This window comes from Chitinophaga sp. (assembly GCF_035538455.1).
In the GTDB taxonomy this organism is placed as follows: Bacteria; Bacteroidota; Bacteroidia; order Chitinophagales; family Chitinophagaceae; genus Chitinophaga.
On record NZ_DATLKJ010000136.1, the window covers coordinates 110,032 to 135,383 of the forward strand.

Annotated in this window: 20 protein-coding genes; 9 read left to right on the forward strand and 11 right to left on the reverse strand. The window is 49.5% G+C overall.

All coding sequences use genetic code 11. From position 1 onward, the window contains the following. Positions 1-41: 41 nt before the first annotated feature. Positions 42-650: a Crp/Fnr family transcriptional regulator gene (locus VM802_RS16305; protein WP_325532355.1), complete on the reverse strand. Its 609-nt coding sequence runs from the start codon at positions 648-650 to the stop codon at positions 42-44. Between the two features lie 32 nt (positions 651-682). Further along, positions 683-1,492 carry an MBL fold metallo-hydrolase gene (locus VM802_RS16310; protein WP_325532357.1) on the reverse strand — a complete coding sequence of 270 codons (810 nt, stop codon included), beginning with the start codon at positions 1,490-1,492 and terminating at the stop codon, positions 683-685. Positions 1,493-1,744: 252 nt separating this feature from the next. Here VM802_RS16310 and lgt point away from each other — a divergent pair, with 252 nt between their 5' ends. The 4 genes from lgt to xseB are packed head-to-tail and all read left to right on the forward strand — an operon-like array spanning position 1,745 to position 5,173. Beyond that, entirely contained in the window at positions 1,745-2,566 is an 822-nt protein-coding gene (lgt, locus tag VM802_RS16315; RefSeq protein ID WP_325532360.1) for a prolipoprotein diacylglyceryl transferase, read from the forward strand. Beyond that, positions 2,553-3,497 carry a CobW family GTP-binding protein gene (locus VM802_RS16320; RefSeq protein WP_325532362.1) on the forward strand — a complete coding sequence of 315 codons (945 nt, stop codon included), beginning with the start codon at positions 2,553-2,555 and terminating at the stop codon, positions 3,495-3,497. The genes lgt and VM802_RS16320 overlap by 14 nt, the downstream gene beginning before the upstream one ends. A gap of 43 nt (positions 3,498-3,540) precedes the next feature. Continuing rightward, positions 3,541-4,983, forward strand: coding sequence for an exodeoxyribonuclease VII large subunit (xseA, locus tag VM802_RS16325; protein ID WP_325532365.1), 1,443 nt, complete (start codon positions 3,541-3,543; stop codon positions 4,981-4,983). Continuing rightward, a complete protein-coding gene (gene xseB / locus VM802_RS16330; protein WP_325532367.1) occupies positions 4,961-5,173 on the forward strand; it encodes an exodeoxyribonuclease VII small subunit in 213 nt (70 codons plus the stop codon). The genes xseA and xseB overlap by 23 nt, the downstream gene beginning before the upstream one ends. Positions 5,174-5,178: 5 nt before the next feature. Here the strand turns inward: xseB and VM802_RS16335 are convergent, their stop codons facing one another. Further along, the gene (locus VM802_RS16335) at positions 5,179-6,330 is read right to left on the reverse strand and encodes a BamA/TamA family outer membrane protein (protein WP_325532369.1); all 1,152 of its coding nucleotides are present in this window, start codon (positions 6,328-6,330) and stop codon (positions 5,179-5,181) included. A 131-nt stretch (positions 6,331-6,461) separates the two neighbouring features. Beyond that, positions 6,462-8,696 (reverse strand): hypothetical protein, encoded by a 2,235-nt coding sequence (locus VM802_RS16340; protein WP_325532371.1) that lies wholly within the window; start codon positions 8,694-8,696, stop codon positions 6,462-6,464. A 322-nt stretch (positions 8,697-9,018) separates the two neighbouring features. Here VM802_RS16340 and VM802_RS16345 point away from each other — a divergent pair, with 322 nt between their 5' ends. Next, positions 9,019-10,032 carry a helix-turn-helix transcriptional regulator gene (locus VM802_RS16345; protein WP_325532373.1) on the forward strand — a complete coding sequence of 338 codons (1,014 nt, stop codon included), beginning with the start codon at positions 9,019-9,021 and terminating at the stop codon, positions 10,030-10,032. Between the two features lie 32 nt (positions 10,033-10,064). On the opposite strand, the gene VM802_RS16350 is transcribed toward VM802_RS16345, so the two are convergent. From VM802_RS16350 to VM802_RS16365, 4 genes are read right to left on the reverse strand one after another with little or no spacing between them, the layout of a single operon-like run. Continuing rightward, a complete protein-coding gene (locus VM802_RS16350; protein ID WP_325532375.1) occupies positions 10,065-11,501 on the reverse strand; it encodes a c-type cytochrome domain-containing protein in 1,437 nt (478 codons plus the stop codon). 4 nt (positions 11,502-11,505) lie between these two features. Next, a complete protein-coding gene (locus VM802_RS16355) occupies positions 11,506-12,435 on the reverse strand; it encodes a sugar phosphate isomerase/epimerase family protein (RefSeq protein WP_325532377.1) in 930 nt (309 codons plus the stop codon). A gap of 9 nt (positions 12,436-12,444) precedes the next feature. Beyond that, the gene (locus VM802_RS16360; protein WP_325532379.1) at positions 12,445-13,935 is read right to left on the reverse strand and encodes a DUF1501 domain-containing protein; all 1,491 of its coding nucleotides are present in this window, start codon (positions 13,933-13,935) and stop codon (positions 12,445-12,447) included. 9 nt (positions 13,936-13,944) lie between these two features. After that, complete coding sequence (locus tag VM802_RS16365) at positions 13,945-16,668, reverse strand: DUF1553 domain-containing protein (RefSeq protein WP_325532381.1); 2,724 nt, start codon at positions 16,666-16,668, stop codon at positions 13,945-13,947. Positions 16,669-17,174: 506 nt separating this feature from the next. On the opposite strand from VM802_RS16365, the gene lacZ reads away from it, so the two are divergent. Together lacZ and dinB are read left to right on the forward strand one after the other, a co-directional pair. Then, a complete protein-coding gene (gene lacZ, locus VM802_RS16370) occupies positions 17,175-20,327 on the forward strand; it encodes a beta-galactosidase, LacZ type (RefSeq protein ID WP_325532383.1) in 3,153 nt (1,050 codons plus the stop codon). A 175-nt stretch (positions 20,328-20,502) separates the two neighbouring features. Then, the gene (gene dinB, locus VM802_RS16375; RefSeq protein ID WP_325532385.1) at positions 20,503-21,639 is read left to right on the forward strand and encodes a DNA polymerase IV; all 1,137 of its coding nucleotides are present in this window, start codon (positions 20,503-20,505) and stop codon (positions 21,637-21,639) included. 18 nt (positions 21,640-21,657) lie between these two features. Here the strand turns inward: dinB and VM802_RS16380 are convergent, their stop codons facing one another. Then, positions 21,658-22,053 carry a contact-dependent growth inhibition system immunity protein gene (locus tag VM802_RS16380; protein ID WP_325532387.1) on the reverse strand — a complete coding sequence of 132 codons (396 nt, stop codon included), beginning with the start codon at positions 22,051-22,053 and terminating at the stop codon, positions 21,658-21,660. A 46-nt stretch (positions 22,054-22,099) separates the two neighbouring features. On the opposite strand from VM802_RS16380, the gene VM802_RS16385 reads away from it, so the two are divergent. Together VM802_RS16385 and VM802_RS16390 are read left to right on the forward strand one after the other, a co-directional pair. Further along, a complete protein-coding gene (locus tag VM802_RS16385; RefSeq protein ID WP_325532389.1) occupies positions 22,100-23,017 on the forward strand; it encodes a GlxA family transcriptional regulator in 918 nt (305 codons plus the stop codon). A gap of 82 nt (positions 23,018-23,099) precedes the next feature. Then, positions 23,100-23,870, forward strand: a complete 771-nt coding sequence (locus tag VM802_RS16390) for a DJ-1/PfpI family protein (RefSeq protein ID WP_325532391.1) — start codon at positions 23,100-23,102, stop codon at positions 23,868-23,870. Between the two features lie 199 nt (positions 23,871-24,069). On the opposite strand, the gene VM802_RS16395 is transcribed toward VM802_RS16390, so the two are convergent. Both VM802_RS16395 and VM802_RS16400 read right to left on the reverse strand, forming a co-directional pair. Further along, a complete protein-coding gene (locus tag VM802_RS16395) occupies positions 24,070-24,378 on the reverse strand; it encodes a hypothetical protein (protein WP_325532393.1) in 309 nt (102 codons plus the stop codon). Between the two features lie 97 nt (positions 24,379-24,475). Then, complete coding sequence (locus tag VM802_RS16400; RefSeq protein WP_325532395.1) at positions 24,476-25,306, reverse strand: ankyrin repeat domain-containing protein; 831 nt, start codon at positions 25,304-25,306, stop codon at positions 24,476-24,478. Positions 25,307-25,352: the final 46 nt, after the last annotated feature.

The following is a 25,352-nucleotide window of genomic DNA, read 5'->3' on the forward strand; positions in this document are numbered from 1 at the left end:
CTTCATTTTTTGGAGTTATACGGTTTTCAAAAAAAAGATTTTTAATCATACAGATTGCGGGCCTGGTCTATCAGGCATAGTCTCGCCCGGCTGAGGGCTTCCCGGCTGGTATAAAGATAACGGGCAATGTTGGTCAGGGAGATCCTGCGGATAATGGTGGGGCGCCGTTCCAGCAGGTATTTGTAGCGTTGCAGCGGGCTTTTCAGTGCCAGTATGTACTGGTGCTCCGATTGTTGCTCCAGTAGCTCCCTGCAAAGCTCCACGTTGAGATGCAGCAGGTTGGGATACTTGTTGTACAACGGGTTCAGCTGGCGGCAGGGGATGCGCGCAATAACGGCATCTTCCACTGCGGTAATACTTACGGCAGATGGCGCATTTTTGGCATGGCTCTCACAATTGGCCAGGAAATCATCCGCAAAGCTGAACTTCACAATCTTCTCATTCCCTTCTTCATCCTGGATGGAAAATTTGAAAACACCTTCCAGTACAAATGCGGTATACCTGGCTACCTTACCATAACGAAGGAAGGAGTCGCCTTTTCTGATCTTTTTAATAGTAGCTATCTGCTCCAGCTGCTGCCAGTCGGAAGTGGTTAAAAAAGGATACTTTTTAGTCAGGCTTTGGTAATATGGTGTTGTATCTGATACCATAAAGCGGCATTTGATCCCACAATTTAAAAAAATTAAGCATTATGGAACAGCAGTCCCTGGGTGGCCACCGGTATAGCCGCGCCAATTTGGTATACAGCCGTCTCCTCATGACGTGAAGCCACCACGATGTGGGTGCCGTTGGCATGCGCATCAAAAAGATCCTGTACCAGCTGCGGGTTGTTATTGTCCTGCGACAAATGAGAGAGGAACAGGTGACTCATGAAAGATGGCCGGTGTGCGGTAAAGATTTCCAGCGCCTGCCGGTTGGAAAGGTGTCCATGCCCGCCACGGATACGGTTTTTCAGATAGTAGGGGTATCTTCCCTTATCCAGCATCTCTTCGTCATAGTTGGTTTCCAGAAAAGCAGCATGACATAGGCTGAAATTCCGGATCACATGCTCGCAGGGCGCACCGATGTCTGTAAACACACCGATAGTCACCTCTTCGTTGGCCACAATAAAGCTGTGCGGCTCAGACGCGTCGTGCAGCTTGGGAAATGCAGTCACCTTCAGCGCTCCTATCTGTATCGGCTCATATGCTGTAAAAGAACTTACCAGTGCTTCATTCAGCATCAACTTACCACCTCTCAGCGTGCCCGGCGTAATATACACAGGAAGCTGGTACTTTTTCGCCAGTACCGTAATTCCCTTGATATGGTCAATATGTTCATGCGAGATAAAAACCGCCTTCACCTTTCCCAGCGACAACCCCAGACGGCGCATCCGCTTCTCCGTTTCACGGCAGGAAAGTCCTGCATCTACCAGCACCGCTTCCGTACTATTGCCAATGTAATAGCAATTGCCGTTGCTCCCCGAATTTAATGACGTAACATATAGTGACATGCTGCCAAAGATAACTATGATTTTCCTGATTTGTGCCATTCTGCTGATGAACGGAAAACCAATCTCCGCTCATCAACCAACCAATCTCCGCTCATCAACCAACCAATCCATCTCCGCTCATCAACCAATCCATCTCCGCTCATCAACCAACCAATCTCCGCTCATCAGAATAATCACTCAAATCACAAAAATCACAGTTCAGACAAATTAAAACCCTATATTGCAACATTGTTGCAAACGAACAAACAAACAATGCTCTTATTACTAAAATGGGATATCTCCCCGGAAATCTTCCGCATAGGCGGGTTTGCGCTCCGCTACTACAGCCTGGGCTTCCTGCTGGCTTTTACAGCCAGCTATATGATATTTTCGTACATGCTTAAACGTGAGGGAAAGGAGAAAGTGCTGCTGGACAGATTACTGGTGTATATCATAGTGGGAACGCTGGCAGGCGCGAGGCTGGGACATTGCCTCTTTTATGAGTTTGGCTACTTCAGCCGGCATCCCTGGGAGATCATCCTGCCCTTCTCCTTTAGCACAGGACATTTTGAATTCACGGGTTATCAGGGACTGGCCAGTCACGGTGGCGCTGTCGGAATACTCCTGGCAGGATGGCTGTTTGCCCGGAAGTACCAGGTGTCCTATAGCTGGCTGCTGGACAGATTAGCAGTGGTGGTACCGCTTGCCGGATGCTTTGTGCGGCTCGGTAATTTCTTCAATTCGGAAATTATTGGCAGACCAACAGACTTGCCCTGGGCTGTGGTGTTCAGCCGGGTGGATAATATACCACGGCATCCTGGTCAGTTGTATGAAGCTATCTGTTACCTCGTTATCTTCGCGCTGCTCTTCTTTTTGTATACAAGAAATACAGCCGCAGAAAAACCGGGTTACTTGCTGGGGTTATTCCTGGTGCTGGTGTTCAGCGCCCGCTTTTTTATCGAGTTTGTAAAAGAAAACCAGGAAGCATTTGAGAACACACAGCTGCTGAATATGGGACAGCTGCTCAGTCTGCCGCTGATTGCGGCAGGCATTTATTTGATCATTTTTTACAGGAAGAATTATGGAAAGAACTGAACAGATTAAAGTATTTATCCTGACCGGATTCCTGGGCGCAGGCAAAACCACCATGCTCAATCATATCCTCCGCATGTTACGCCCTTACCGGAACATCGTCATAGAGAACGAATTTGGCAAAGTAAACATCGATACCACCCTGATCGCAGAAAAGATCGATCAGGTCTATGAGCTTACCAGCGGCTGCATTTGCTGCTCGCTCGACAATGAACTGCTCGAAGCGCTGGACAGCGTGCTGCGCCTGCCTGAACGGCCGGATCATCTCTTTATTGAAACGACCGGTATCGCTGATGCCGGCAATATTATCGGCATGTTCCAGCTACCGGAAGTAAAGGCCCGTTTCCAGCTGGTAAAAACGATCTGTGTGGCCGATGCGGAAAATGTGGAAGAAAGACTGGAACAGGTACCGGAAGTAGGCAAGCAGCTATCCTGCGCAGATCTGATCGTCATCAACAAAGCCGCCGCACTGGCAGTACCTGAATTACTCAGGCTGCACGACTTACTGAAAGTGATCAATCCGCTGGCTGAAATAGTAGTGTCTGAAGAGGGTAAATTGCAGGAAAAAGACCTGGAGCCGGTAGCAGGTGTTATCCTCCCGGATCAGCGCCCCGTCGCCAAAAGCAACGCCACACCGCATAAGATCAACAGTGTACTGTTTGAGTCCCCTTATCCTTTCGATATGAACATGCTCATGTTTGTACTGGATATGCATTTTAACGTATACCCGGAACAGTTATACCGTGTGAAAGGTTATATAGCAGTGAAAGACCGGGAAGAGAAATATCTCGTGCAGTCTACCGGCAAATACATGAGCATCATTCCGGCAGGCCCCTGGGGTAATACCTCGCCGTCATCCACGCTGGTGTTCATCGGCAAGGATCTGAAAACCCCTACCATGCAGCGGATACTGGAACCTGCACTCAGAAAGTAGGAGGGCTGCGACAGCTGGCTTTTCATTATCTTTACGCCCAGTAATGATGCCGTTCCCTGTCATAAAATTATCTGCGCTTACCGGTAGCATCCAGCAGGCACTCAACAGCGTGTTTGCTGACCAGACCTTTTGGGTCGTGGCCGATGTTACCAATCATTCCTTTTATCAACAGAAGGGATACCATTACTTTGATCTCGTGGAAAAGGATACCGCTTCCAGCGCTATCGTAGCTAAAGTCTCTGCGGTGGCCTGGGGTAATGGTTCCATCAGGATCAAAGAATTTGAGATCGTTACAGGGCAGCAATTCAAAAACGATATACACGTACTGATAAAGGTGGCCGTGGGCTACCACCAGCTTTATGGCCTTCAGATAACGTTGCTGGACATAGATACCAGCTTCACGGTAGGCCTCCTGGAACAACAGAAGCAACAAACACTGCTCCGGCTGGAAACAGAATGCGCCGACTACATCAGGAAGGTTGGAGACAGGTACGTCACACGTAACAACCAGCTGCATTTCCCGGCTGTGATACAGCGGCTGGCCGTTATCACCTCCGGCAATTCAGCCGGCTTCCAGGATTTCCTGCATACCCTTATGCATAACCGTTTCGGCTATACGTTTAAGATAGATACCTATTTCACCGTGGTACAGGGAGAGTCCAAAGCAGAGCTGCTCCAACAACGGCTGATAGACATCTTCCAGAGCGGCCGGCCTTACGATGCAGTCGTGATCATCCGCGGCGGTGGCGCACAAACAGACTTCCTGCTGTTCGATACTTTCATACTGGGCCGTGCCGTGGCGCGTTTCCCGATACCCATCATCACCGGTATCGGTCACCAGAAAAATGAAACGATCACCGACATGATGGCACATAGCCCCACAAAAACACCTACCAAGGCTGCGGAGCTGATCATTGCCCACAACAAGGCCTTCGAAGATGAAGTGATGGCCCTGCAACGCGACATCCTGATCCGGTCGCAGCAATTATTTTCGTCACACTTCCAGGCACTTGCTTCGCTCAATGCAACGGTAATCAATCACTCCAGGAATATTACTGACCGTCACCGCGAAATGCTGCGCGGGTTTAAGGATACCATCCTGCATACATCCAGGGAACTCCTCCATCAACGGCAGCAGGAACTCACCGGCGTTTCTGCCGCCGTACTGTCAAAACCACGGATCGCTATTGCCGCAAAACGCAATGATCTCGCCAACCTGGTCGCCAATCTGCGTTCTTTCAACCGTATCTATACACAGAATAAACGCGGACAGCTCGCACATTATGAAACGTTGTTCCGGCTCATGAGTCCGGACAACATACTCCGGCGCGGATTTGCCATAGTGTACCACGAAGGAAAGATTGTCAACAACGCCGGCGCCATCCAGCCCGGTGATCAGATCAGGGTCGTATTGCAGGATGCAACACTCGATGCTGATGTTATCGCTAAAAAAAATCAAACAGATGAGCCAGGAACTGACATATGAAGCTGCTTTCAGCGAACTGCAGCTGATAGCCGAAGAAATAGAAAATGAAACGGTATCGGTAGATGTACTCGCCGGGAAGGTAAAACGCGCTTCCTTGCTGATAGAGTTCTGTCAGCAGAAATTACGCGCAACCGAAACAGAAGTGAATAATATCATCAAACAGATGGAGGTGAACAAAGGAGAAAAATAATTTTCTCAGAATACCTCGTTGATACCGAAGTAGAATCCCTGTTGATCCCTTCCTCGTCCGTAATCCAGGCGGATATTGACACGCTTCTTGAATTCCCAGCGGTAGCCGATACCATAGCTGATTAACGACTGGCTGATCAGGATAGCTCTGAAGGCAGGAAACACATTCCCGGCGCCAATCCAGGCAACAGCGCCGCTACGCCCGATAATATGCTGACGCAGTTCGGCCTGAACAGCTATATAATTCCGGTCACGGAACCGGCCTTCATAATAGCCGCGCAACCGGTTGGAGCCGCCGGCTTCAGCCATCATATTCCAGGGCACGTTGTCACTGTGCTCTTCTGCATACAGGTCCGTAGCCAGGATAGCCCCGTTCCAGAGTTGGTGATATTGATCAAACTGCAACTCCAGTTTGGAGAACCCCTGTCTGTTGCCAAAAAACTCAGGGAAATACCGGTAGCCGAAACGGAAATACATACCCCTCCAGGGATTCGGTATAAAGTCGCGCGTATCATACACAAAGAACGGCCCTATGCCCATGCCGAAAACATGTTCCGGTTGCATGAGCGGCTTTCCTGCCATGCTGTCGATTTTCGCTGCACGTCCATTCTGTACCTGCAGGCTGATACCCGCAAACATGCCCCGGCCAAGGTACCGGCTGACATCTGCCTGTAATTTTTCAGTGAGCAACACATACTCCGTATAGCCGTCCTTGTTATTGCCTGCTTCATAACCAATCCCCCAGTATTTATTCGGTCGTGAACTGAAGGAGGCCTTTACACTAAGACGGAAGCGGTCGTGCGGAAAGAGGGTAGTACTGTTCAGCCCTAAGCCATAGAAACCGGTAAGGGAAGCGGAAGCAAATACCGCGATATTCGAAACGGGGAGAAGACTGTCTTTCCTGTCGGTGCTGTATTGCGCCGCGATCATGGCGGCAATGCCGGCACTGGTCTCCGGCGTATACACCGGTCCGCCAATGATGCTGTAATCCAGTTTCTTTTTCTTCTTCACGTCATTGGTATGCTGCAAATAATGCAGGGCACGGTTGTACAGTCCTTTGGGGGCCTTCACCGGAACAGTATCTGCAGCAGGCGCCTGCCACGCATAGGCGTGGACGCTGTAACAGATGATAACTAGGGTGGCTATGCTTTTTGTCATGATTCCTGTTCGCTGAAGATAGTAAGTTTTCCGGTAATAGGAAGCATATAAGCACAACACAGCCCGGAAACCATCACATGGCCCGGGACTGTATATGGCTGTAAATGGGGTAACAAAACGGGGTTAACAGATCAATCGATGAGCAGTTGCGTCACGGCGGCTGTATCCAGCGCCCATTGCAGGGTATATGCCTCGTCGGCTTCGTGCTGGTCTGTAACCTGCAGCTGCTGCGCTTCCGCCTTCTGCTGTAACAGGTGACCAATAGTCAGCTTGCTGTCGAGCTTCTTCAGGATCGCTTTCACATTTTTCATATCGAGCGACTGCGTTACCTGTCCGCCGAAAGGCAGTTCCAGCCAGATGATCTCATTCATCGCCACATCCAGCACACCAAATACAAGACCTTTGGTTAATCCGCTGGTAATACGCACCTGGTGCTGCACACAAGACGGATCGTAGGCTACGCCCGTCTTTGCAGAGATCTTCATCCGGTGCTGGCTGTTCATCCATCCCACTATCAGGTTAGGCACAATCTCTCCGCCGCTGTAGGCATTACACGTAAATACAACATAGCGTGCGTTCGCAGCTGCCAATGCAGGCAGGTTCAGTTCTATGTATTCAGCAGTACCAATCATATGTGGTATCTGCCTGATATCACCACTATGCTGGCAACCCGTTGTGGTCAGGTTGGAATAAGAACAGAAATCCATACGGTCATCGTAAATAATACGGCAACTCAGATCCATATCCATATGCTGTGCAGGCAGCCCGGTTCCCCATTGCATGAACAGGCGTACTGCGTCGCCTTCCAGCGGGAAGCGGGTTCCCATCAACGTAGCAGCGAGGTCCTGTATATGCTCGCTTCTGTCGCCCAAAGGCAGCGGTATTTTAAACAGCTCCGGAGCAATGTAAATGCTTTTTGAAGTAGTGGCCGCCGCCATAAAACGTTTTCTCACAGCCAACGCACACAAATCTGTAATAGCATCTTCCATCTCTTTCAGTTCTTCATCGCTGAACAGCGCCACCAGTGTATTGGCGGGAATCGTTTTACTGATGCCCCCCAGTGGCTTCACAGCACGGATACCGTTGCGGTCAAAGTAATAGGCGGCATACATCTGTAAAGTGAATAACAGCCGTGCCGGTACTTTATCAACGATGTCTGCAAACGCCTTAACCGTAGCATCGGCGCCAAACCACAGCATATTGGCATACAGGGAACGTGCAAACATACCCGGACGCTGCTTCAGCAGATAGAAAGCGCTGGCCGCATCTGATTTCAAACGGAAGTGATCCACACGCCCCTGCCATACTTCATACTGTTGATTGTAGAATACATCCATCAGTTTGTGCAAACGTTCAAATCCTTTACGGTGACTGAACTCAGCCAGGCGTAACGCACGGATGAAGCGTACCCACATGTTGCGTTTAGGATGCATGATCTCACACATTTTCTCCGCTTCCATGTCAATATTATTCAGCCACTTCGCAGCAGTTAAAGCATCTTTACGGCCGTATTTAAGCTTCAGCGCCTGGATGGCCACCAGTTTTGCAGCAGCATTGTCAGCTTTAGGCAGCTGGAAATGATGGCTGTTTTTGGTTTTTCTCTTAATGATGGTTTTAGGTTCTATGATCTGTAACATCCCGGTATGTTTATACCAGAGATAACGGAGTATATCCGTTGGCGTTATAAAGAGCGCCTGCGCTTTGTCAGCCTCGCCCTGTTGCACCAAAAAATCAACCACTGTCATCATAGTTTCCTTCATCCCGGTCTTTACCGCTGGTAATGGCAATACTGACAGCAATAATTTCAATGTGTCCTGCTGACTTGCGTCCAGCGCGGTTTTGGAGGTTAACAGGTTTTCCAGGCAACGGGCTGCATCTGCTTTTGTCCACAGTTCCAGCACGCGCACCTTACTGTTCTGCTGATAGTGCGCTATCTCGCCCGCCTCAAACGGTGTACCGCAGAACGGACATCCATTGTACTTCTCCGGCGGAAAGGCATCCACCGGAATAATATGCCCGCAGTGCAGCGTAGGGCCCGCAGATTTTTGGTTAAACACATTGGCAAAGAAAGTATAGACATGATCAGCATAAGATTCACCCGTTGGAATGCTCCAGTTTTTCACCAGCGGTGTCCAGTTCTTTTTCACACCCATCACTTCACGCAGGTGTTCCAGTATCGTAGCCTGATAACCAGGAGTGGCGCCGTTCAACGCATGCAGCAATGATTCGGATACCCCAAACCCCAGTCTCGCCAGGTTGGCTGTCAGCAGACCTGTGGCAGGCGTCATCGCTTGCCCGTTAATGGTCGTCGCTTCCGGTACAAATACCGCCTGCTGGCGTAATGCTGCTTTCAATAAGTTGTTCATCGTAGTAGTTTTAATTTATCAGATAATTTTGCTGCTGTTTTACCAAAAAAATGAAGTAAGCAACAATTGACCTCGATATATCAGACCGGTAATCGCAAAAGTAGAAGGTTGAAATCCAGAGAAGTAACTTCCGCTTGACCGCTTCCGATGACACAAAGATGCAAGCATATGTGCGCAGTCCATCTGCGCAGTTTAATATTTTCTCGAATTATTTTTTAATATACTGATTTTTAGTGCCTTAGGAGGATAAATATTTTCTCTGAAAGATAAGTACGCAGATGTAATGCGTAGATGCTATTTTTGTTGTGGAAAAATAGATAAGATGTCTGTCAACAAACTTGCCCTGATACGATATAAAACAATTGATGCCTGCCTGCGCAACCGCCGCCGCAAATGGACGCTGGAAGACCTCATAGATAAAACAGCGGAAGTACTGTACGAAACAGAAGGCATTACTTCAGGCGTAAGCAGACGCACCATCCAGGCAGATATACAACTGATGCGCAGCAACACATTGGGATACAACGCGCCCATTGTGGTAACGGAGCGCAAATATTACTCCTACAGTGACCCTTCCTATAGTATTACCAACACCCCCATGAATGACACCGACCTGGGAAAGATGAAGGAAATCGTAGCGATGCTGAAGCAATTCAACGGCTTCAGTTATTTTGAAGATATGAGCGAGATGATTGCCCGCCTGGAGAACAATCTGTATCAATCTTCTCACGAACATAACAACTGTATTCAGTTTGAAAACAATCGCAGCCTGCGCGGCCTGGAGCATCTGAACGGCCTCTATCAGGCTGCCCTCCAACGCAAGGCGCTACTCATAGAATATAAGTCCTTCAAAGCAGCAAAGTCACAGGAGCATATCTGCTATCCCTATCTGCTCAAAGAGTACCGCAACCGCTGGTTCCTGATCGTAAAACAGAAAGGCGCACCACACCTGCTCACCATGGCGCTCGACAGAATCGTCAGCTTTCACGAGCTACCCAGGGAAAAATACTTGCCATATACCGGCCCCGATTTTGAAGCCTACTACGCAGACCTCGTAGGTGTTACCAGGTCAGAGAAAGATGTACCGCAGAAAGTCGTGTTGCAGATCAACAGCAAGGATGCGCCCTATATCCTCACCAAACCGCTGCATCACTCCCAGCAGGTATTAAAGAATGATAAAGACGGACTGGTGTTCAGCATTCAGGTGATTCCCAACTTTGAACTGGAAAGAGAAATACTTGGCTTCGGTGAAAGCATCAAAATACTCGCGCCCCGTAGCCTGGCAGCCCGCATCCGGCGCAGAATAACGGAAGCGGCTGCACGATATGAAGAATAGGAGGAGACTTTACCTGATCATAAAGCAGCTTTTTATTTAGCCGCTTTATGATAAACCGTAGTATCCGAAGCCAGCATAGTCAGGCGATAGCCGCCCGTATCAATCTTCAGGTCCGGGTTGGTATGCCGGAGTTGTTGTATAACAGCCGGTTTAGCGCCGGTCTGATAAAGATATAGCTGTTGCAGTTTTTTATTTTTTGAGAGAGACGATAAAGCAGTATCAGACACCGGAGCACCGCTGAGGTTCAGGTAACGCAGCATAGCGCAGGCCGACAAACGCGCCAGCTGTATACCTTTTACCTGTGTATTCCTGATGTCGAGCCGCGTAAGCTGCTTCAGTTCCGCCAACGTATTAAATGCCTCGTCAGTAATCTGGGTACCCGAGAGATCCAGCCAGATCAGCTGTTCTTTCAACGGCAGCAGCAGGGCCATATCCTTGTCACTAAACCCGGGAGCATTCACACAGCTCACTGCCGTGTAGTTGTTGTCTGCCGCTACGGGCAATACTTTCACACCTCTGGCAACCAATGCCTGCACAGCTTTGCCATTGAGTTGTGCCGTTGCCGCTGCTGGTACAAACTCATTATGGTCTTTGACGCCTGCCGGTTCCATGCCTGCCAGTACAGCCCGCACGCGGGGCGGAGCCGGCAGCTCTTTTACTTTCCTGCCTGCGGGCGCACCCTGCGCAATCCACCAGTACAGCAGCTCCAGCTCCTGTGGTGTAAGCGTGGGCTTCCCTTTAGGCGGCATACGGTGTTCGTCGTTTTCTGGGAGTATCAGCCGTTTGTATAATTCGCTTTCTTCCGGCAGACTGTCCTTCAGCACTGGGCCATGTTCTCCGCCGCGCCTGATCAGCGCGATCGATTCCAGCCGTAGCCCGCCTTTCAGCTTCTGCGCATTGTGGCAGCCGTAACAACGGGCCGACAATACCGGTACAACAAGGTCTTCATACACCCGGGCATCCTGTATATTCGTATAGGTGGTGGCATTATCATTACGTGTAGCCGTTCCGGTAAGTTTGCGTAGGGAAGCTGGCATCGCCTGCGTGAGATAGTCGTCGCCATGCGTCAGCGAGCCGCCGTAATGCCCCGCCGCCGTGAGCAGCAGCAACATGATAATAAAAAGAGGCAGCCGCCATGTGGCAGCAGGATTCCTCCTCTCCACCACATACAGTACGAGGCTGATAACGGCAACGCCTATCCCCAGCCATTGATGAGTAGTAAGCACGCGTTCATCATAACCGCCACCCAATGAAAGCAGGTAACCCGCAATACAACTGGCTACCGCCGACAATGCCGCCGCCAGCAACACCGGATTCAGCGCGGCTTTCAGGCCCGGCCTGCGGTCACCCCGCGTTAATATCATCAAAATAAAAGCGATAAACAAAATACCTATCGGCAGGTGCACGATCAGCGGATGCGATCTCCCGATCCATCCCGACCAGCTGCCGGTGTCTGCTGTTAACTCCATGTTGTTATTTACTGTAGCGTTGTCTGAGCTGGTTCATCATATAAACGTTAATCTCCCATTGATTGGCAACAGGCTGCCGGGTGTAAGGCAATGCTGGCAGGTAATTCACGGGGCCGAATTCTGTGAGTATAGTCAGTGGCCTGCCCGCAGTCTGGTGCAGGCGCACTACTTCATCCCACCAGCTGAAATGTGCTTTCACAGCAGAGGCCCACTCAGGCGCCCTGGGATCGTTTACCTGCGGACCTTCTGCATGACCTATACGTGCGTGTATATGAGAGGCGCGTTGCAGGGCTTTGGCCACTGTTTCCGGCTGATCCTGCAATAAGGATTCATGTACATTACACCAGTGGGAGATGTCCAGCGTAAGCCTGAGCTCCGGCCTTGCCTCCAGAAACTGCCGCGTGATATGCGCTGCAAACATCATCCGCGAACGATGCGTTTCATGATAAACAGGTACGCCACTTTTTTTACTGATACGTGCTGCAAGATCTATCAATCCCAGGTTCTGTTCTGTTGTAAAGTAATCTCTTCCCGAATGGCAGTTAATATATAGCGGCTGCTGTGAATGCTTACTGGTAGCTGCTTCCAGTGCCGTTTCGAACTGGTGTGCATGTTTCACATAGTCGCGGTCAGAACCGGCACAGAGATAACCCACTTCCAGGCCATGTTTCGCCAGCGCGGCAAATAATGCATCCTGCTCAGCCTTTTCAGTAGGCCACCATAATTCAATGCCATCATATCCGGCTTGTTTGGCGTCGGCGCAGAACTGGTCAATACTACCATTGTAGCCCCAGTTGGTCGCCAGGATAATAAGACGGAAACCGGCTGCTGCATGCGATACAGGGGCAGCGGCAAAAGCTGGCAGGGAAGGAAGGCACAGGGCTGATCCGATAATGGCTGATTGTTTCAGGAAATTTCTTCTGTCTGAATGCATAGTTGTTTTTTAGCTTAGAATAGGTGTGATCACTTTACCGCCAACGTCTGTAAGCCTGAACGGACGGCCCTGGAACTGGTAAGTGAGCTTTTCGTGATCAAAGCCCAGCTGTTGCAGGATAGTGGCATGAATATCGTTGATAGCCACCTTTCCTTTGATGGCTGCATATCCTATCTCATCTGTCTCACCCCAGGAAAACCCTTTCCTGATGCCTGCTCCCGCCATCCACATCGTAAATGCTTCCACATGATGATCACGGCCCAGGAAGGGAAGGTCCTTACCATCACGGTTTTCCTGCATTGGCGTACGGCCGAATTCACCACCCCATATCACCAGCGTCTCATCCAGCAGCCCCCGTTGTTTAAGGTCCTGCAACAAAGCAGTAATAGGACGGTCAATCTCGCGGCATTTATTACGGAAACCATAGTCAATAGCAAGATTTTCATCCGTACCATGACTGTCCCAGCCCCAGTCGTACAACTGTACAAAGCGAACGCCTTTCTCCACCAGCTTACGTGCCAGCAGACAGTTGTTGGCAAACGATTCCTGTCCGGGTTTGGTGCCATACATCTCATGTATATAAGCAGGTTCATCGTTAATGTTCATCACTTCCGGCACGGAAATCTGCATTCTGTAAGCCAGTTCATATTGTGCAATGCGGGCCACTGTTTCCGGATCGCCGAAGGTCTGGTACTCCTGCCTGTTAATATCATTAATAGCATCAATGGATTGCTTGCGCAGATCGCGGCTCATGCCCTGCGGATCGTCGAGAAACAACACCGGCTCTCCTTTGGTACGGCATTGCACGCCCTGGTATACAGACGGCAAAAAGCCGCTGCCCCACACGCTCTTGCCGGCATCAGGTGTCTTACCGCCAGAGGTGAGCACCACAAAACCAGGAAGGTTACTGTTTTCTGTACCCAGTCCATAAGTAACCCATGAGCCGGTGCTGGGCCGTCCCAGCCTTGCGCTGCCTGTCTGCATCAGCAGTTGTGCAGGTCCATGATTGAATTGGTCCGTCTGCACCGCTTTCAGGAAACTCACATCATCAGCCATGGTTGCGAAATGCGGCAGGTGTTCTGAGATCCACGCACCCGACTGTCCGCGCTGACGGAACTCCGCCTGCGGTCCCAGCATTTTAGGAACGCCGCGTATAAATGCAAACTGTTTTCCTGCAAGCAGGGAAGGCGGACATAACTGGTTATGCAGCTTCTGCAACTCCGGTTTATAGTCGAACAGCTCCAGTTGTGAAGGCGCGCCTGCCATATGTAAGTATATCACACTTTTAGCCCGCGCTGGGAAATGCGGCGCCCGCGGCGCCATCGGATCTCCTTTGAGGTTCGCCAGCGGCGATGCTGCCGCACTGTTGTTGCCGCAACTGGTAAGGAACGAGCCGAGTGCAGCAGCGCCCAGCCCTGTAACACAATCGAGCAGAAAATGCCGGCGGGTAATATACCGCAGCGTTTCTTCATTCGCCTCTCTGATCAATTTTTCGTGCATGGGTATCAATTATGATTTAGTCAGAAATTCATCCAGGTTCATAATAGCGTTGGCTACCACAGTAAGCGCAGCCAGTTCTGCCATCCGGGCAGGTCTTTCTTTGCATTGCAGTAGCTCCTCTGCTGCGCATTCATCCTTTTTATATTGTTGTAATGCTTGTTGGTAGAGCTTTTGCAGTGCCGCCAGTTTTGTTGGTGGCAGCTGCCGGAACATAGCGGTCTGATAACCCCAACGGATACACGCTGCGGGATCATTGCCACCGTTTTGTTGCATATGCCGGGCCAGATACCGCGCCGTTTCGGTATACACAGGATCGTTCAGCGTCACCAGCGCCTGCAGCGGCGTATTGGTACGGATACGGCGTTGCAGGCACACCTCCCTGCTCGAGCCGTCAAATGATATGAGTGAAGGGTAAGGACTGGTACGTTTATGGAAGATGTATAGTGCACGCCGGTATTGATTGCCGTCAGTAGCCTGTTTCCAGTACTCGCCGCTCCACACGCTTTGCCATACGCCTTCAGGCTGGTAAGGCATCACACCAGGACCATGCATCTTCTCATTCAGTAACCCGCTTACTGCCAGCGCCTGATCCCGTACTTCTTCGGAAGTAAGCCTGAAATGCGGCCCCCTGGCCAGCAGGCGGTTAGCGGGATCTTTCTCCCGCAGCTCCGGTGACGCCGCGGCATCCTGTCTGTACGCGGCAGACATCACCATATCTTTCAGTATCGCTTTTACATTCCAGCGATGATCATGCATGAAGCGGTATGCAAGCCAGTCCAGCAACGCGGGATGAGATGGCGGGAAGCCCTGTGATCCAAAGTCTTCTGCGGTCTCCACGATGCCTGTACCAAAGAGTTGTTCCCACAGCCTGTTCACCATAATCCTGGCGGTAAGCGGGTTCTGGGGAGCTACCAGCCACCTGGCAAACCCCAGGCGGTTCTTGGGCGCCCCGGCTGGATATGGATTAAGTGAACGCGGCACATCAGGATGCACAATTTTTCCTTTCACCATCCAGTTGCCCCGCTCAAATACATGCGTGGCGCGATGCATGAAAGATGGATTTTCGACCATCACCGGCACGTCTTCCGGATTCTTGTTCAATAGCGTGAGTAATGTTTTATTGATGTTATCGTAGCCGGGCTGTCCTTTCCCCGGCAGATCATCCCGGAAGGCAAACCACTCTACCATGCATACATTGTCGTTGGGCTTGAGAGACGGATTGCGGAATACCAGGTAGAGATCATGTATGCCATTGACAGGCGGAACCGGCATCGCTACTACCTGGCGGCCATTGGTAGGAGCCAGCTGCTGCCGGATGATAACCGGGCCATGCAGGCTGTCGAGCCTGAACTCTACGCTTCCTCCCTGGCTGCCGGTCCAGTAGTTCATGAGCAGCTGCGTTCTGTTATCAAGCAGCTGCTGCGGCAACCGGCAACTGCCGTTGGGGCGTATGCCCAGGTATTTGGTGTCCACCAGCGCGCCATTCGTGTAGTCGTCGCAGTTATGGGCGTGCACTTTCGGTTCCAGGAACTGCATCAGTTCCTGTACATCCTGTTGCTGTGCTGTATTACCATACTGCTGCATCCAGGAAGCTACAGCCCTTACTTCAGTGGTGCCTACGCTGTCATATAAGCGAAGCTTGGGATGCTCCATGTGTGTGTCTTCATCACGGGTATTGTTGAAGAAGGCCAGCAGTTTATAATAATCTTCGAAGCGGAATGGGTCGTAAGGGTGGCTGTGGCATTGTACGCAGGCTATTGTGGTACCTTGCCATACTTCCATGGTGGTATTTATCCGGTCCATAACTGCGGCCGTGCGGAATTCCTCATCCTGCGTGCCGCCCTCATCATTGGTCATGGTATTGCGGTGAAAGGCTGTAGCTATCACCTGCGCCTGAGTAGGCTGCGGTAGCAGATCACCGGCCAGCTGTGCAATGGTGAAGCTATCATACGGCATATTACTGTTGAAGGCATCTATCACCCAGTCACGGTACCGCCAGATGTTGCGGGTCGGGTCGCGCTCATATCCTTTGGTATCTGAATACCGCGCAAGATCCAGCCACATGGCAGCCCAGCGCTCGCCGTAATGTGAAGACGCCAGAAGGGTATCGACCAGCTTTTCATATGCCTGCGGGCTGTTATCAGCAGCATAAGAACGAACCATATTGGTATCTGGCGGCAGTCCGGTAAGATCCAGGCTCACACGGCGCAACAGATCCATTTTTGCGGCTTCCGGTGCGGGTTTCAGCCCCTCCTTTTTGAGCCGCTCCTGTACAAAGCGGTCTATATCATTGCCGTTGCTGATGGAAATATCAGGTACCTCCACGGGATGTAATGGCACATAGGCCCAGTGCTGGCCCCATTCAGCCCCCTGTTTCACCCATCGTGTGAGAATATCAACTTCGGCTGCAGTGAGCGGCTCGCCTTTCTGTGGCATACGCTCTTTGGGGTCTTTACAGGTAAGACGCCGGATAAACTCACTCTCTTCCGGGTGCCCGGGTACTATAGCCGGTTTACCGGATTTCGTTTTGCCCAGCGCCTCTTCGCGGAAAAGCACACTGAAGCCGCCGTTTTGCTTTACGCCACCATGGCAGCTGATGCAATGCCTGTTCAGTATCGGCTTTACTTCCATGCTGAAGTCAACCCGCCTACGGGAATTACAGGCCGTAATCAAAACGCCGGCTATTATTAAGGAAAGGATACTCGTGATCCTGAACGTGGAAAGGAAGCTCATCTCATTTTCATTGTACGCTATAAAAATACAATGACTGCTTCACCATCCCGATAGATGATTTACTGATTATGATGGACGATATTACTATTGGGTGATTTTGGGATTATTTGATTTTTGAATTTTAAATGCCCGGGAGATCATCATCTTTTTTTCTGGTAAAGCAAAACACCATTGAGTGATTTTGGGATTATTTGATTTTGGAATTTTAAATGCTCGGGAGATCATCATCTTTTTTTCTGGTAAAGCAAAACACAATCTTCGCCGCATTTGAAATTCCAAAATCAAATAATTTCAAAATTCCAAAATCAAATAATCCCAAAATCAAATAATTCCAAAATTCCAAAATCAAATAATCCCAAAATCAAATAATCCCAAAATTCCAAAATCTTTACCTCCCCGTTCCTCATATTTTTCTGCATCTTATTGAAAAATAACCGTTCTTTATACGCTTATTCATCCTCCAGATCCCGAAGCACAGACACACGTAACACTTTTTTGAGAGAACAATGAAAAAAAAATTATTAGCTATTGCCCTCACCGCCTGTACGCTGAACGGGTGGACGCAGGAACTGCCCTCCGAACTGCAGACGCCGGAAGTGGTATCTGTTAACAGGATGCCGATGCGCGCATCTTCATTCGCCTACGAATCGCTGCCGCTGGCAAAACAACGCGAAAAAGAAAGGTCACAGTATTTCCTGTCGCTCAACGGACAGTGGAAGTTTAACTGGGTGCAGGACCCGCGTAAAAGACCCATAGACTTCTACAAAACTGATTTCAATGACGCCGGCTGGGATAACTTTAAAGTACCCGCCAACTGGGAAGTGAACGGTTACGGCCTGCCCATCTACGTCAATCATCCTTACGAATTCACCGGTCGCGCTAAAATGGGCGGCGCATTAACGCCTCCGTACGATATACCCGCAAACAATAACCCGGTAGGCTCCTACCGCAAAAAATTCAATATCCCGCAGAACTGGGACGGCAGGCAGGTATTCATACATCTGGGCGCCGTAAAATCCGCTTTCTTTATCTGGATAAACGGACAGAAAGTAGGTTACAGCGAAGACAGCAAACTGGCGGCAGAATTTGATATTACCCGCTACCTGAAGCCGGGAGAGAACCTGGTCGCACTCCAGGTATACCGCTGGAGCGACGGCTCCTATCTCGAATGCCAGGATATGTGGCGTATCTCCGGTATTGAGCGGGAAGTTTACGTATATGCTACCCCGTTATTGGATGTGCGTGATTTCAAGATCACGTCCACATTGGATAAGTCATATACCAATGGCGTATTCGGTATGGATGCGGAGATCAGCAACTACCGTATCGACAAACATACCCTGCACAGCAAGCCGGATACATTCGCTGTGGCGGTTGAACTGGTAGATGCTGATGGCAAAACCGTTCTGAAGGAAGAAACTTCCGACGTAATGAGAGTACTTGGTAATTATAAAACCAATATCAGCTTCAACAAAGAAATACCCAACGTACACGCCTGGTCGGCTGAAACGCCCTACCTGTACACACTCTATATTACGCTGAAGAATAAGAAAGGAGAGGTGCTGGAAGTAATTCCGCAGCGGGTCGGCTTCCGTTCCATCGAGCTGAAGGACCGCAACTTCCTGGTGAATGGCAAACGCGTATTCCTCAAAGGTGTGAACAGGCATGAGCACAACGCCACACAGGGCCATACGCTCACAAAAGACGATATGCGCAAGGACATGGAAATGATGAAACAGCTCAATGTAAATGCTGTCCGCCATTCCCACTATCCGCCCGATCCGTACTGGATGGAGCTGTGCGACGAATACGGCCTTTACGTGATCGACGAAGCAAATATTGAATCGCATGGACGCTATTATGATCTTGAACATACGCTGGCAAATGACAAGCAATGGCGTATGCCCCACCTGGAAAGAATCTTCAGGATGTATGAGCGCGATAAGAACCACCCTGCCGTGATCACCTGGTCCCTGGGAAATGAAGCAGGTAACGGTACCAACTTCTACGAAGCCTACGACTGGCTGAAAACGCATGACACCCGCCCCGTACAATACGAACGTGCAGAACATGACTACAACACAGACATGATCGTACCGCAATACCCCGATCCCAACTGGCTCGTAAGATATTCAAAACGTAACCCTGACCGTCCGCTGATCATGAGCGAATACGCGCATATCATGGGCAACAGTTTGGGTAACTTCCAGGAATACTGGACTGCCATTGAAAATAATCCGTACCTCCAGGGCGGTTTCATCTGGGAGTGGATAGACCAGGGCATCGATACCGTTAAAAACGGAAAACGTATCCTCGCCTATGGCGGCGACTTCCCGCTGAGCGGCCCCGTGGATGAGAACTTCAGCGACAACAACTTCTGTGTGAAAGGCGTGGTAACTGCGCATCGCGGCCTGACGCCAATGGCTATAGAAGTGAAGAAGGTATACCAGCATATCAAAACCAGCTACAACGCGGGCAACCGCCTGACGGTGCGCAACGGTTACTTCTTCCGTGATCTCTCCAACTATCAGCTCAACTGGGAAATACTGGAAGATGGCAAAGTAGTGGAAAAAGGAAGCATCGCCAATATCCCCGCAGCACCGCAGGCATCAGCGGAGATCAGCATCCCGGCTAAAACAAAACTCAGCGCAGGAAAAGAATATTTCCTCAATATCCGTTACGCCTTAAAGAAAGCAGAACCTTTCCTGCCTGCCGGATTTGACATAGCTGCCGAACAGTTCAGTTTACAGGCCGGCTCACCCGTTCTGAACAACAATAGCAAAGGACAATTAAGCCTGCAGGAAGCCCCGGGTAAAGCTACTATCAACGGCAACGGCTTCAGCATCGCTTTTGATCTGAAAAAAGGAATACTCAGCAGCTACACGCTGCAGGGAGAACAGCTGTTGGAGAATGGCCCGCAGCCTGCTTTCTGGCGCGCTCCTACAGACAACGATATAGGCGCTGGCTTTAACAACTCCCTGCGCGGATGGCGCAACGCTTACTCCGATGGTAAGCTGCTGGACGCCAGCGTAACCAAAACACCGGAAGGCTACACCGTTACCATGAAGAAAGAAGTCGTTAACGGCGATGCTGTAGTAACACAGACTTTCAATATCCATGCAGATGGCGCAATAAAAGTAGAAAACCAGTTACGGGCTGTAAAAGGCAAGTATCCCTTGTTACTCCGTGTAGGCAACGACGTTATACTGAACAAAGCACTCAATCAGCTGAACTTCTATGGCCGTGGTCCCTGGGAGAACTACTGGGATAGAAAGACGGCATCTTTCGTAGGACGCTGGCAGCAATCTGTGAGCAACCAGTACTTTCCTTATGCACGCCCGCAGGAAAGTGGCAACAAGGCTGACGTGCGCTGGGTAAGCGTTACCAATGCAAAAGGCAAAGGACTGCGCTTTGAATACGCAGACAGCCTGCTGAATTTCTCTGCACTGCCCTACAACCTCGATGATCTCGATCCCGAAGCAGAAAAAAAACAATACCACTCAGGCGAACTGGTACCGCGTAACGAGATCTATATGCATATCGATCTGCAGCAATCAGGCGTGCAAGGTATTGACAGCTGGGGATCCAGGCCAATGGAACAATACCGCATTCCTTTTGCGGATAACCGTTACAGTTATTGGATCAAGCCAGTGAAGTAGTCTGAACTATGATTTATGTGATTAGTTTGATTATACTGATAAGCGAAGATAAAATCGAAAGGCCCATTTAGCATTGATACTAAATGGGCCTTTCGATTTTATAATTTACTATCTCCTCAATAATCTTCGCTCATCAGCACAATCAAACTAATCACATAAATCACAGTTCAGACATTTGCGCCGTACCTTTGCAGTAGCCATGGAGGAGAAGAAAAATCATCGGAAAATCATTCACATCGATATGGATGCATTTTATGCGTCTGTAGAGCAGCGTGACAACCCGCTTTACCGCGGTAAGGCTATCGCTGTGGGTGGCTCGCCGGAAGGACGTGGGGGAGTAGTGGCCACTGCCAGCTATGAGGCACGGAAATTTGGCGTCCGCTCTGCGATGCCATCAAAGAGAGCGCAGCAGCTGTGCCCGGAGCTGATCTTCGTACGTCCGCGGTTTGATGTGTATAAGGAAGCGTCGCGGCATATCCGGGAGATCTTTGCAAGATATACAGACCTGGTAGAGCCATTGTCGCTGGATGAGGCCTACCTCGATGTAACGACAGATAAACAGGGAATAGGTTCCGCCATTGAAATAGCAAAGCTGATCAAAGAAGCTATCCGCAGCGAATTACAGCTCACCGCATCTGCAGGCGTATCCATCAATAAGTTTGTTGCCAAGATCGCATCTGATCTCAACAAACCTGACGGACTTACTTTTATCGGGCCTTCGGCAATCGCTGCATTCATGGAACAACTGCCGGTAGAGAAGTTTTACGGCGTGGGAAAAGTAACCGCCGACAAAATGAAGAAGATGGGATTGTATACCGGGGCCGATCTTAAGAAGTTGTCGGAGCAGGAGCTGAAGAATTATTTCGGAAAAACAGGTACTTTCTACTACCAGATAGTAAGGGGCATAGACGACCGCGAGGTGCAGCCGCACCGCGAAACAAAATCGCTTGGCGCCGAAGATACATTTCCCTATGATCTTACAGTCGTCGATGATATGCATGAGGAGCTGGAAAAAATCGCCCGTACCGTGCACACAAGGCTACAGCGCTATAACCTGAAAGGGCGTACCATTACGCTGAAAATCAAATACAGCGATTTCAGGCAGATCACCCGCAACCAGTCGTTCCCCCATCCGGTAGGGGACATAGAAACAATTCTCAGAACCGCCAAACAACTGCTGGCGGCCACCGGGCCTGAAGACAAGAAAATACGTTTGTTGGGTATAACGTTGTCTAACTTCGGAGATACGGTATTACATACCGATAAGCCTAATAATCCAGGGCAATTATCACTTTTTGATTTTGAGGGATAACCGGTTGTTGCCAACAGATCACCGTTGCCAGTACTGCGGCAGGTCTATTTCAGTTTCGATCTCCACTGACCTGCCACGCATCAGCAACTTCAGGTCTGCATGCAGATCCTGGTGTGCTTCCCAGAATGTAGGTGGTACGTTAAGTACATTCTTCAACAGATCGCCAGGATACAGGTCTGCTTCTACCATTACGTCATCTTTAAGCTTTTCGATAGCCAGGGGCACCAGGTAGTCCGGGTTAAAAGACTGACCTATTAACACCCTTAAATCACTTGCGGTTAACTTGATGACTGGGATCTTGCTTAAAGCGATGCAACGTTTGGCAAGTACGGTATCCTTATCTGTAGCGGGTTCCCAACTTTTGTTTTCCAATTGCTCCAAAGACTTATATCTCCAGATATCTTTTCTGTTCATGTGTCCTCTCGTAAACTTTTATCAACTAATATACTAATTTAGGAAGATGATCGGCAATCGCGTAATTTTTTTTCTGTTTGACGGCGTCCATTTACTGGATTTCGCAGGGGCGGCACAGGTTTTTTATGAGGCCGGTACCTATGGAGTGCCCTACGGGCTTAGGTTTGTAAGCATTTCTACCCACCCGGGAAGCTCCGCAGGAATAAGTTTTGCTTCACTGGAACCTCCCGCTGCGGTGACAGTAACAGCAACCGATATCGTCATGGTACCCGGTATGGACCTGCAACGCTGGAACAGGGAGGAAGATCATCTGTGGATGAAATGGTTACAGGATGCCGCCGCCGCCGGCGCAACTGTCTGCACCGTCTGTACCGGAGCCTTTGCACTGGCTGCCGCTGGCATGCTGGATGGTAAGGAATGTACAACCCACTGGAAATATACTGGCAGGTTACAGCAGGAATATCCCCGGCTCAAAGTAGACGAAAGCCGGCTGTTTGTGAAAAGCGGGAACATCTATACCAGCGCAGGCATAGCCACCGGTATTGATCTCGCACTGTACCTCATGGAAGAAAGACATGGCGCCGCCTTTGCCTGCCAGCTGGCAAAAGAACTGGTCGTCTATATCCGCCGGGATGGAAACGCGCCACAACACAGTATCTATCTGCAGAACCGGCAGCATGTGAATTACCAGGTCCACCAGGTACAGGACTACATCATTCATCACCTCCATCAAAAACTGCCCGTCACAACATTGGCAGAACAGGTTTATATGAGCCCCCGTAATCTCACCCGCCTCTTCAAAGCCGCCACCGGCCTCACAATAGGACAATACACAGAAAATCTCCGCCGCGAAAAAGCCCGGCGCCTGTTACAGTCATCTCATAAGGTAGCCTGGGTGGCCAAAGAATGCGGATTCAACAGCCCTAACCAGCTAAGACGCATCCTGGGCAGAATGCCCGCATAACCGTCCCGATTCTGCGCATACTTGTCCTCTTTTGTAATGGTAGCCCTGTTTAGCTTTGTGGAAGAAAAAAAAACCTTTTTCCATGAAATCATTACTGCCATTTGTACTTTTCCTACTAAGCCTCACCGCTTTCGCACAGCCAAAACAAACAAAATATGTATGCCCTCCCTGTGGTCCATGCGATACCCTCCTGTTTGATCAGCCAGGGAAATGCCCGCATTGCAATATGGAACTGATCAGGTACAATCCCGAACTATCAAAAAACAGCAACATGACTATCGGCTTTTATTTATACGACGGTGTGGAAGTCCTCGACTTCGCCGGCCCTATGGAAGTATTTTCCTATGCAGGTTTCAAAGTATTTACGATAGCAAAGAAAAAAGAGCCTGTTGTTTCGCAACGCATCCTGAAAATCATTCCCGATTATAGCATTGAAGATGCCCCGCATGCTGATATACTGGCATTTTTTGGAGGTGATGCAGACGTTTCAGCCAACGATCCGGAAGTGATCAGCTGGATTAAATCGCGCAGCAAAGATACACGTACTTTCTTCTCCGTATGCACCGGCGCCTTTATCATTGGTAAAGCCGGGCTCCTCGACAACCAGACTGCCACAACATTCCACGCCGCCATTGATGACCTGCGGAAATTGTTGCCTTCCACCAAAGTATTATCTGACGTACGTTTTGTAGATAATGGAAAAGTAATCACCACGGCTGGTATATCCGCCGGCATTGACGGTGCATTGCACCTGGTAGCCACTTTAAAAGGTGAAGAAGCCGCTATGCACATCGCCCGTACCATGGAGTACGATAAGTATGTACCGGGACAAGGACTGGTAATAAAAAAGTAAATATAAGCGTGTCGAAAATGTCTGAACTGTGATTTTTATGATTTGATTGATTATCCTGATGAACGAAGTTTATTATCTGCTATTTTCATAATCGTCTACATAATCGTCTACATAATCTTCTACATAATCTTCTACATAATCTTCGCTTATCATAATAATCAATCAAATCATAAAAATCACAGTTCAGACAATATCACCCCTAAATCCTCGTATACTTCGGCAGTACCAGCATTTTCACAATGCTGTGTGCAATCAATGACAATGCCAGCGCCAGCACAATCAGGAGCGCAGATTTCGCGGGGGTATCAAAAACATCGATCACGCCGGAAACCGATTTTCCGGCATACAGCATAGTGAGCACACTGGCAATGATACCGGTAATCCACAAGGTGATGTGCGACCAGAGGTACTTTGTTTTCTGGAAACCTTTCTTTCCGAATGATGTAAAGAGCAGGTACACATGAGCAACAAAAAAAAGTACGGCAAGGGTTGTAAGCGTAGCTAACATTTTGGTTGTTTTAAGGTTTTCTGAATAGGTGTCTTTGACATTAAAATACAAATTCTTTTCAATATCCTGCAAAAACCAATCAGTTACCGGAAACTTCTTATAGCCCTGCCTTTGCCTTGATCATGGAAATATGCTCTGCGATCAGCAGCAGCCGGTAATAATATTTCTCAAAAATATCGTCATACATCCGGTGACGGTTTTCCAGGAAAGCCTGCAACGCCTCATGAATAAACTCTTCGAATGTATTGTACTCCGCCACCTTGATCACACAGTCCGGCACCGGTTCCATACTGGTGGCAAACCGGGGCGTTACCTGTATGTCGGCTACCGAGGTAATCATGATCTTATAGAGATTAGGCGCTTTGGCAAAAGGCACATAATGAATAGCCGTAAATCCGTCCTCATCATAAACATATTTGCTTACTTGCTCTGAGAGTAAATATGCTGTAACCTCACGATTGGTATTATAACGTGTCGCCAGCATCAACGGTGTTTCCAGGCTGTCGAGTACAAAGTTGAAATGAATGTTGTGTGCAATCAGGATCAGCAGCATATCAGTGATAGCCGCCAGGCGGTAATGCCGGAATATGTAGGCAATGGCAAAAAGATAATCCCCGCTGGTGATGTTCAGGCTGGCGCCCTTCTTCAGTGCATATTCCACGGCCATGGGTTTGTTGGCGCCCACCGCGCAGAAGATCACCGGAATTACGCCTTCTTTTTGATAATGAATATCTGCACCACCTTCTTCAATCAGTAGCTCCGCTGCTTCAAAAAAGATGTCCTGGTATTCCAGTAAGTCGCACAGCAACGCAGAGCGTTCTTCCCGGGTAAAGGCAGATAGGTTGAATCGGAGGTAGGTGATGATTTCGTCCGGGTCCTGACTCGTTCTCAGTTTGCGCTTTAAGTCGTACAGAGAAATCTTTTGCATATTGTTTCATAGTAAGGATAGTTTTAGGCGAAACAAGACCCGGATG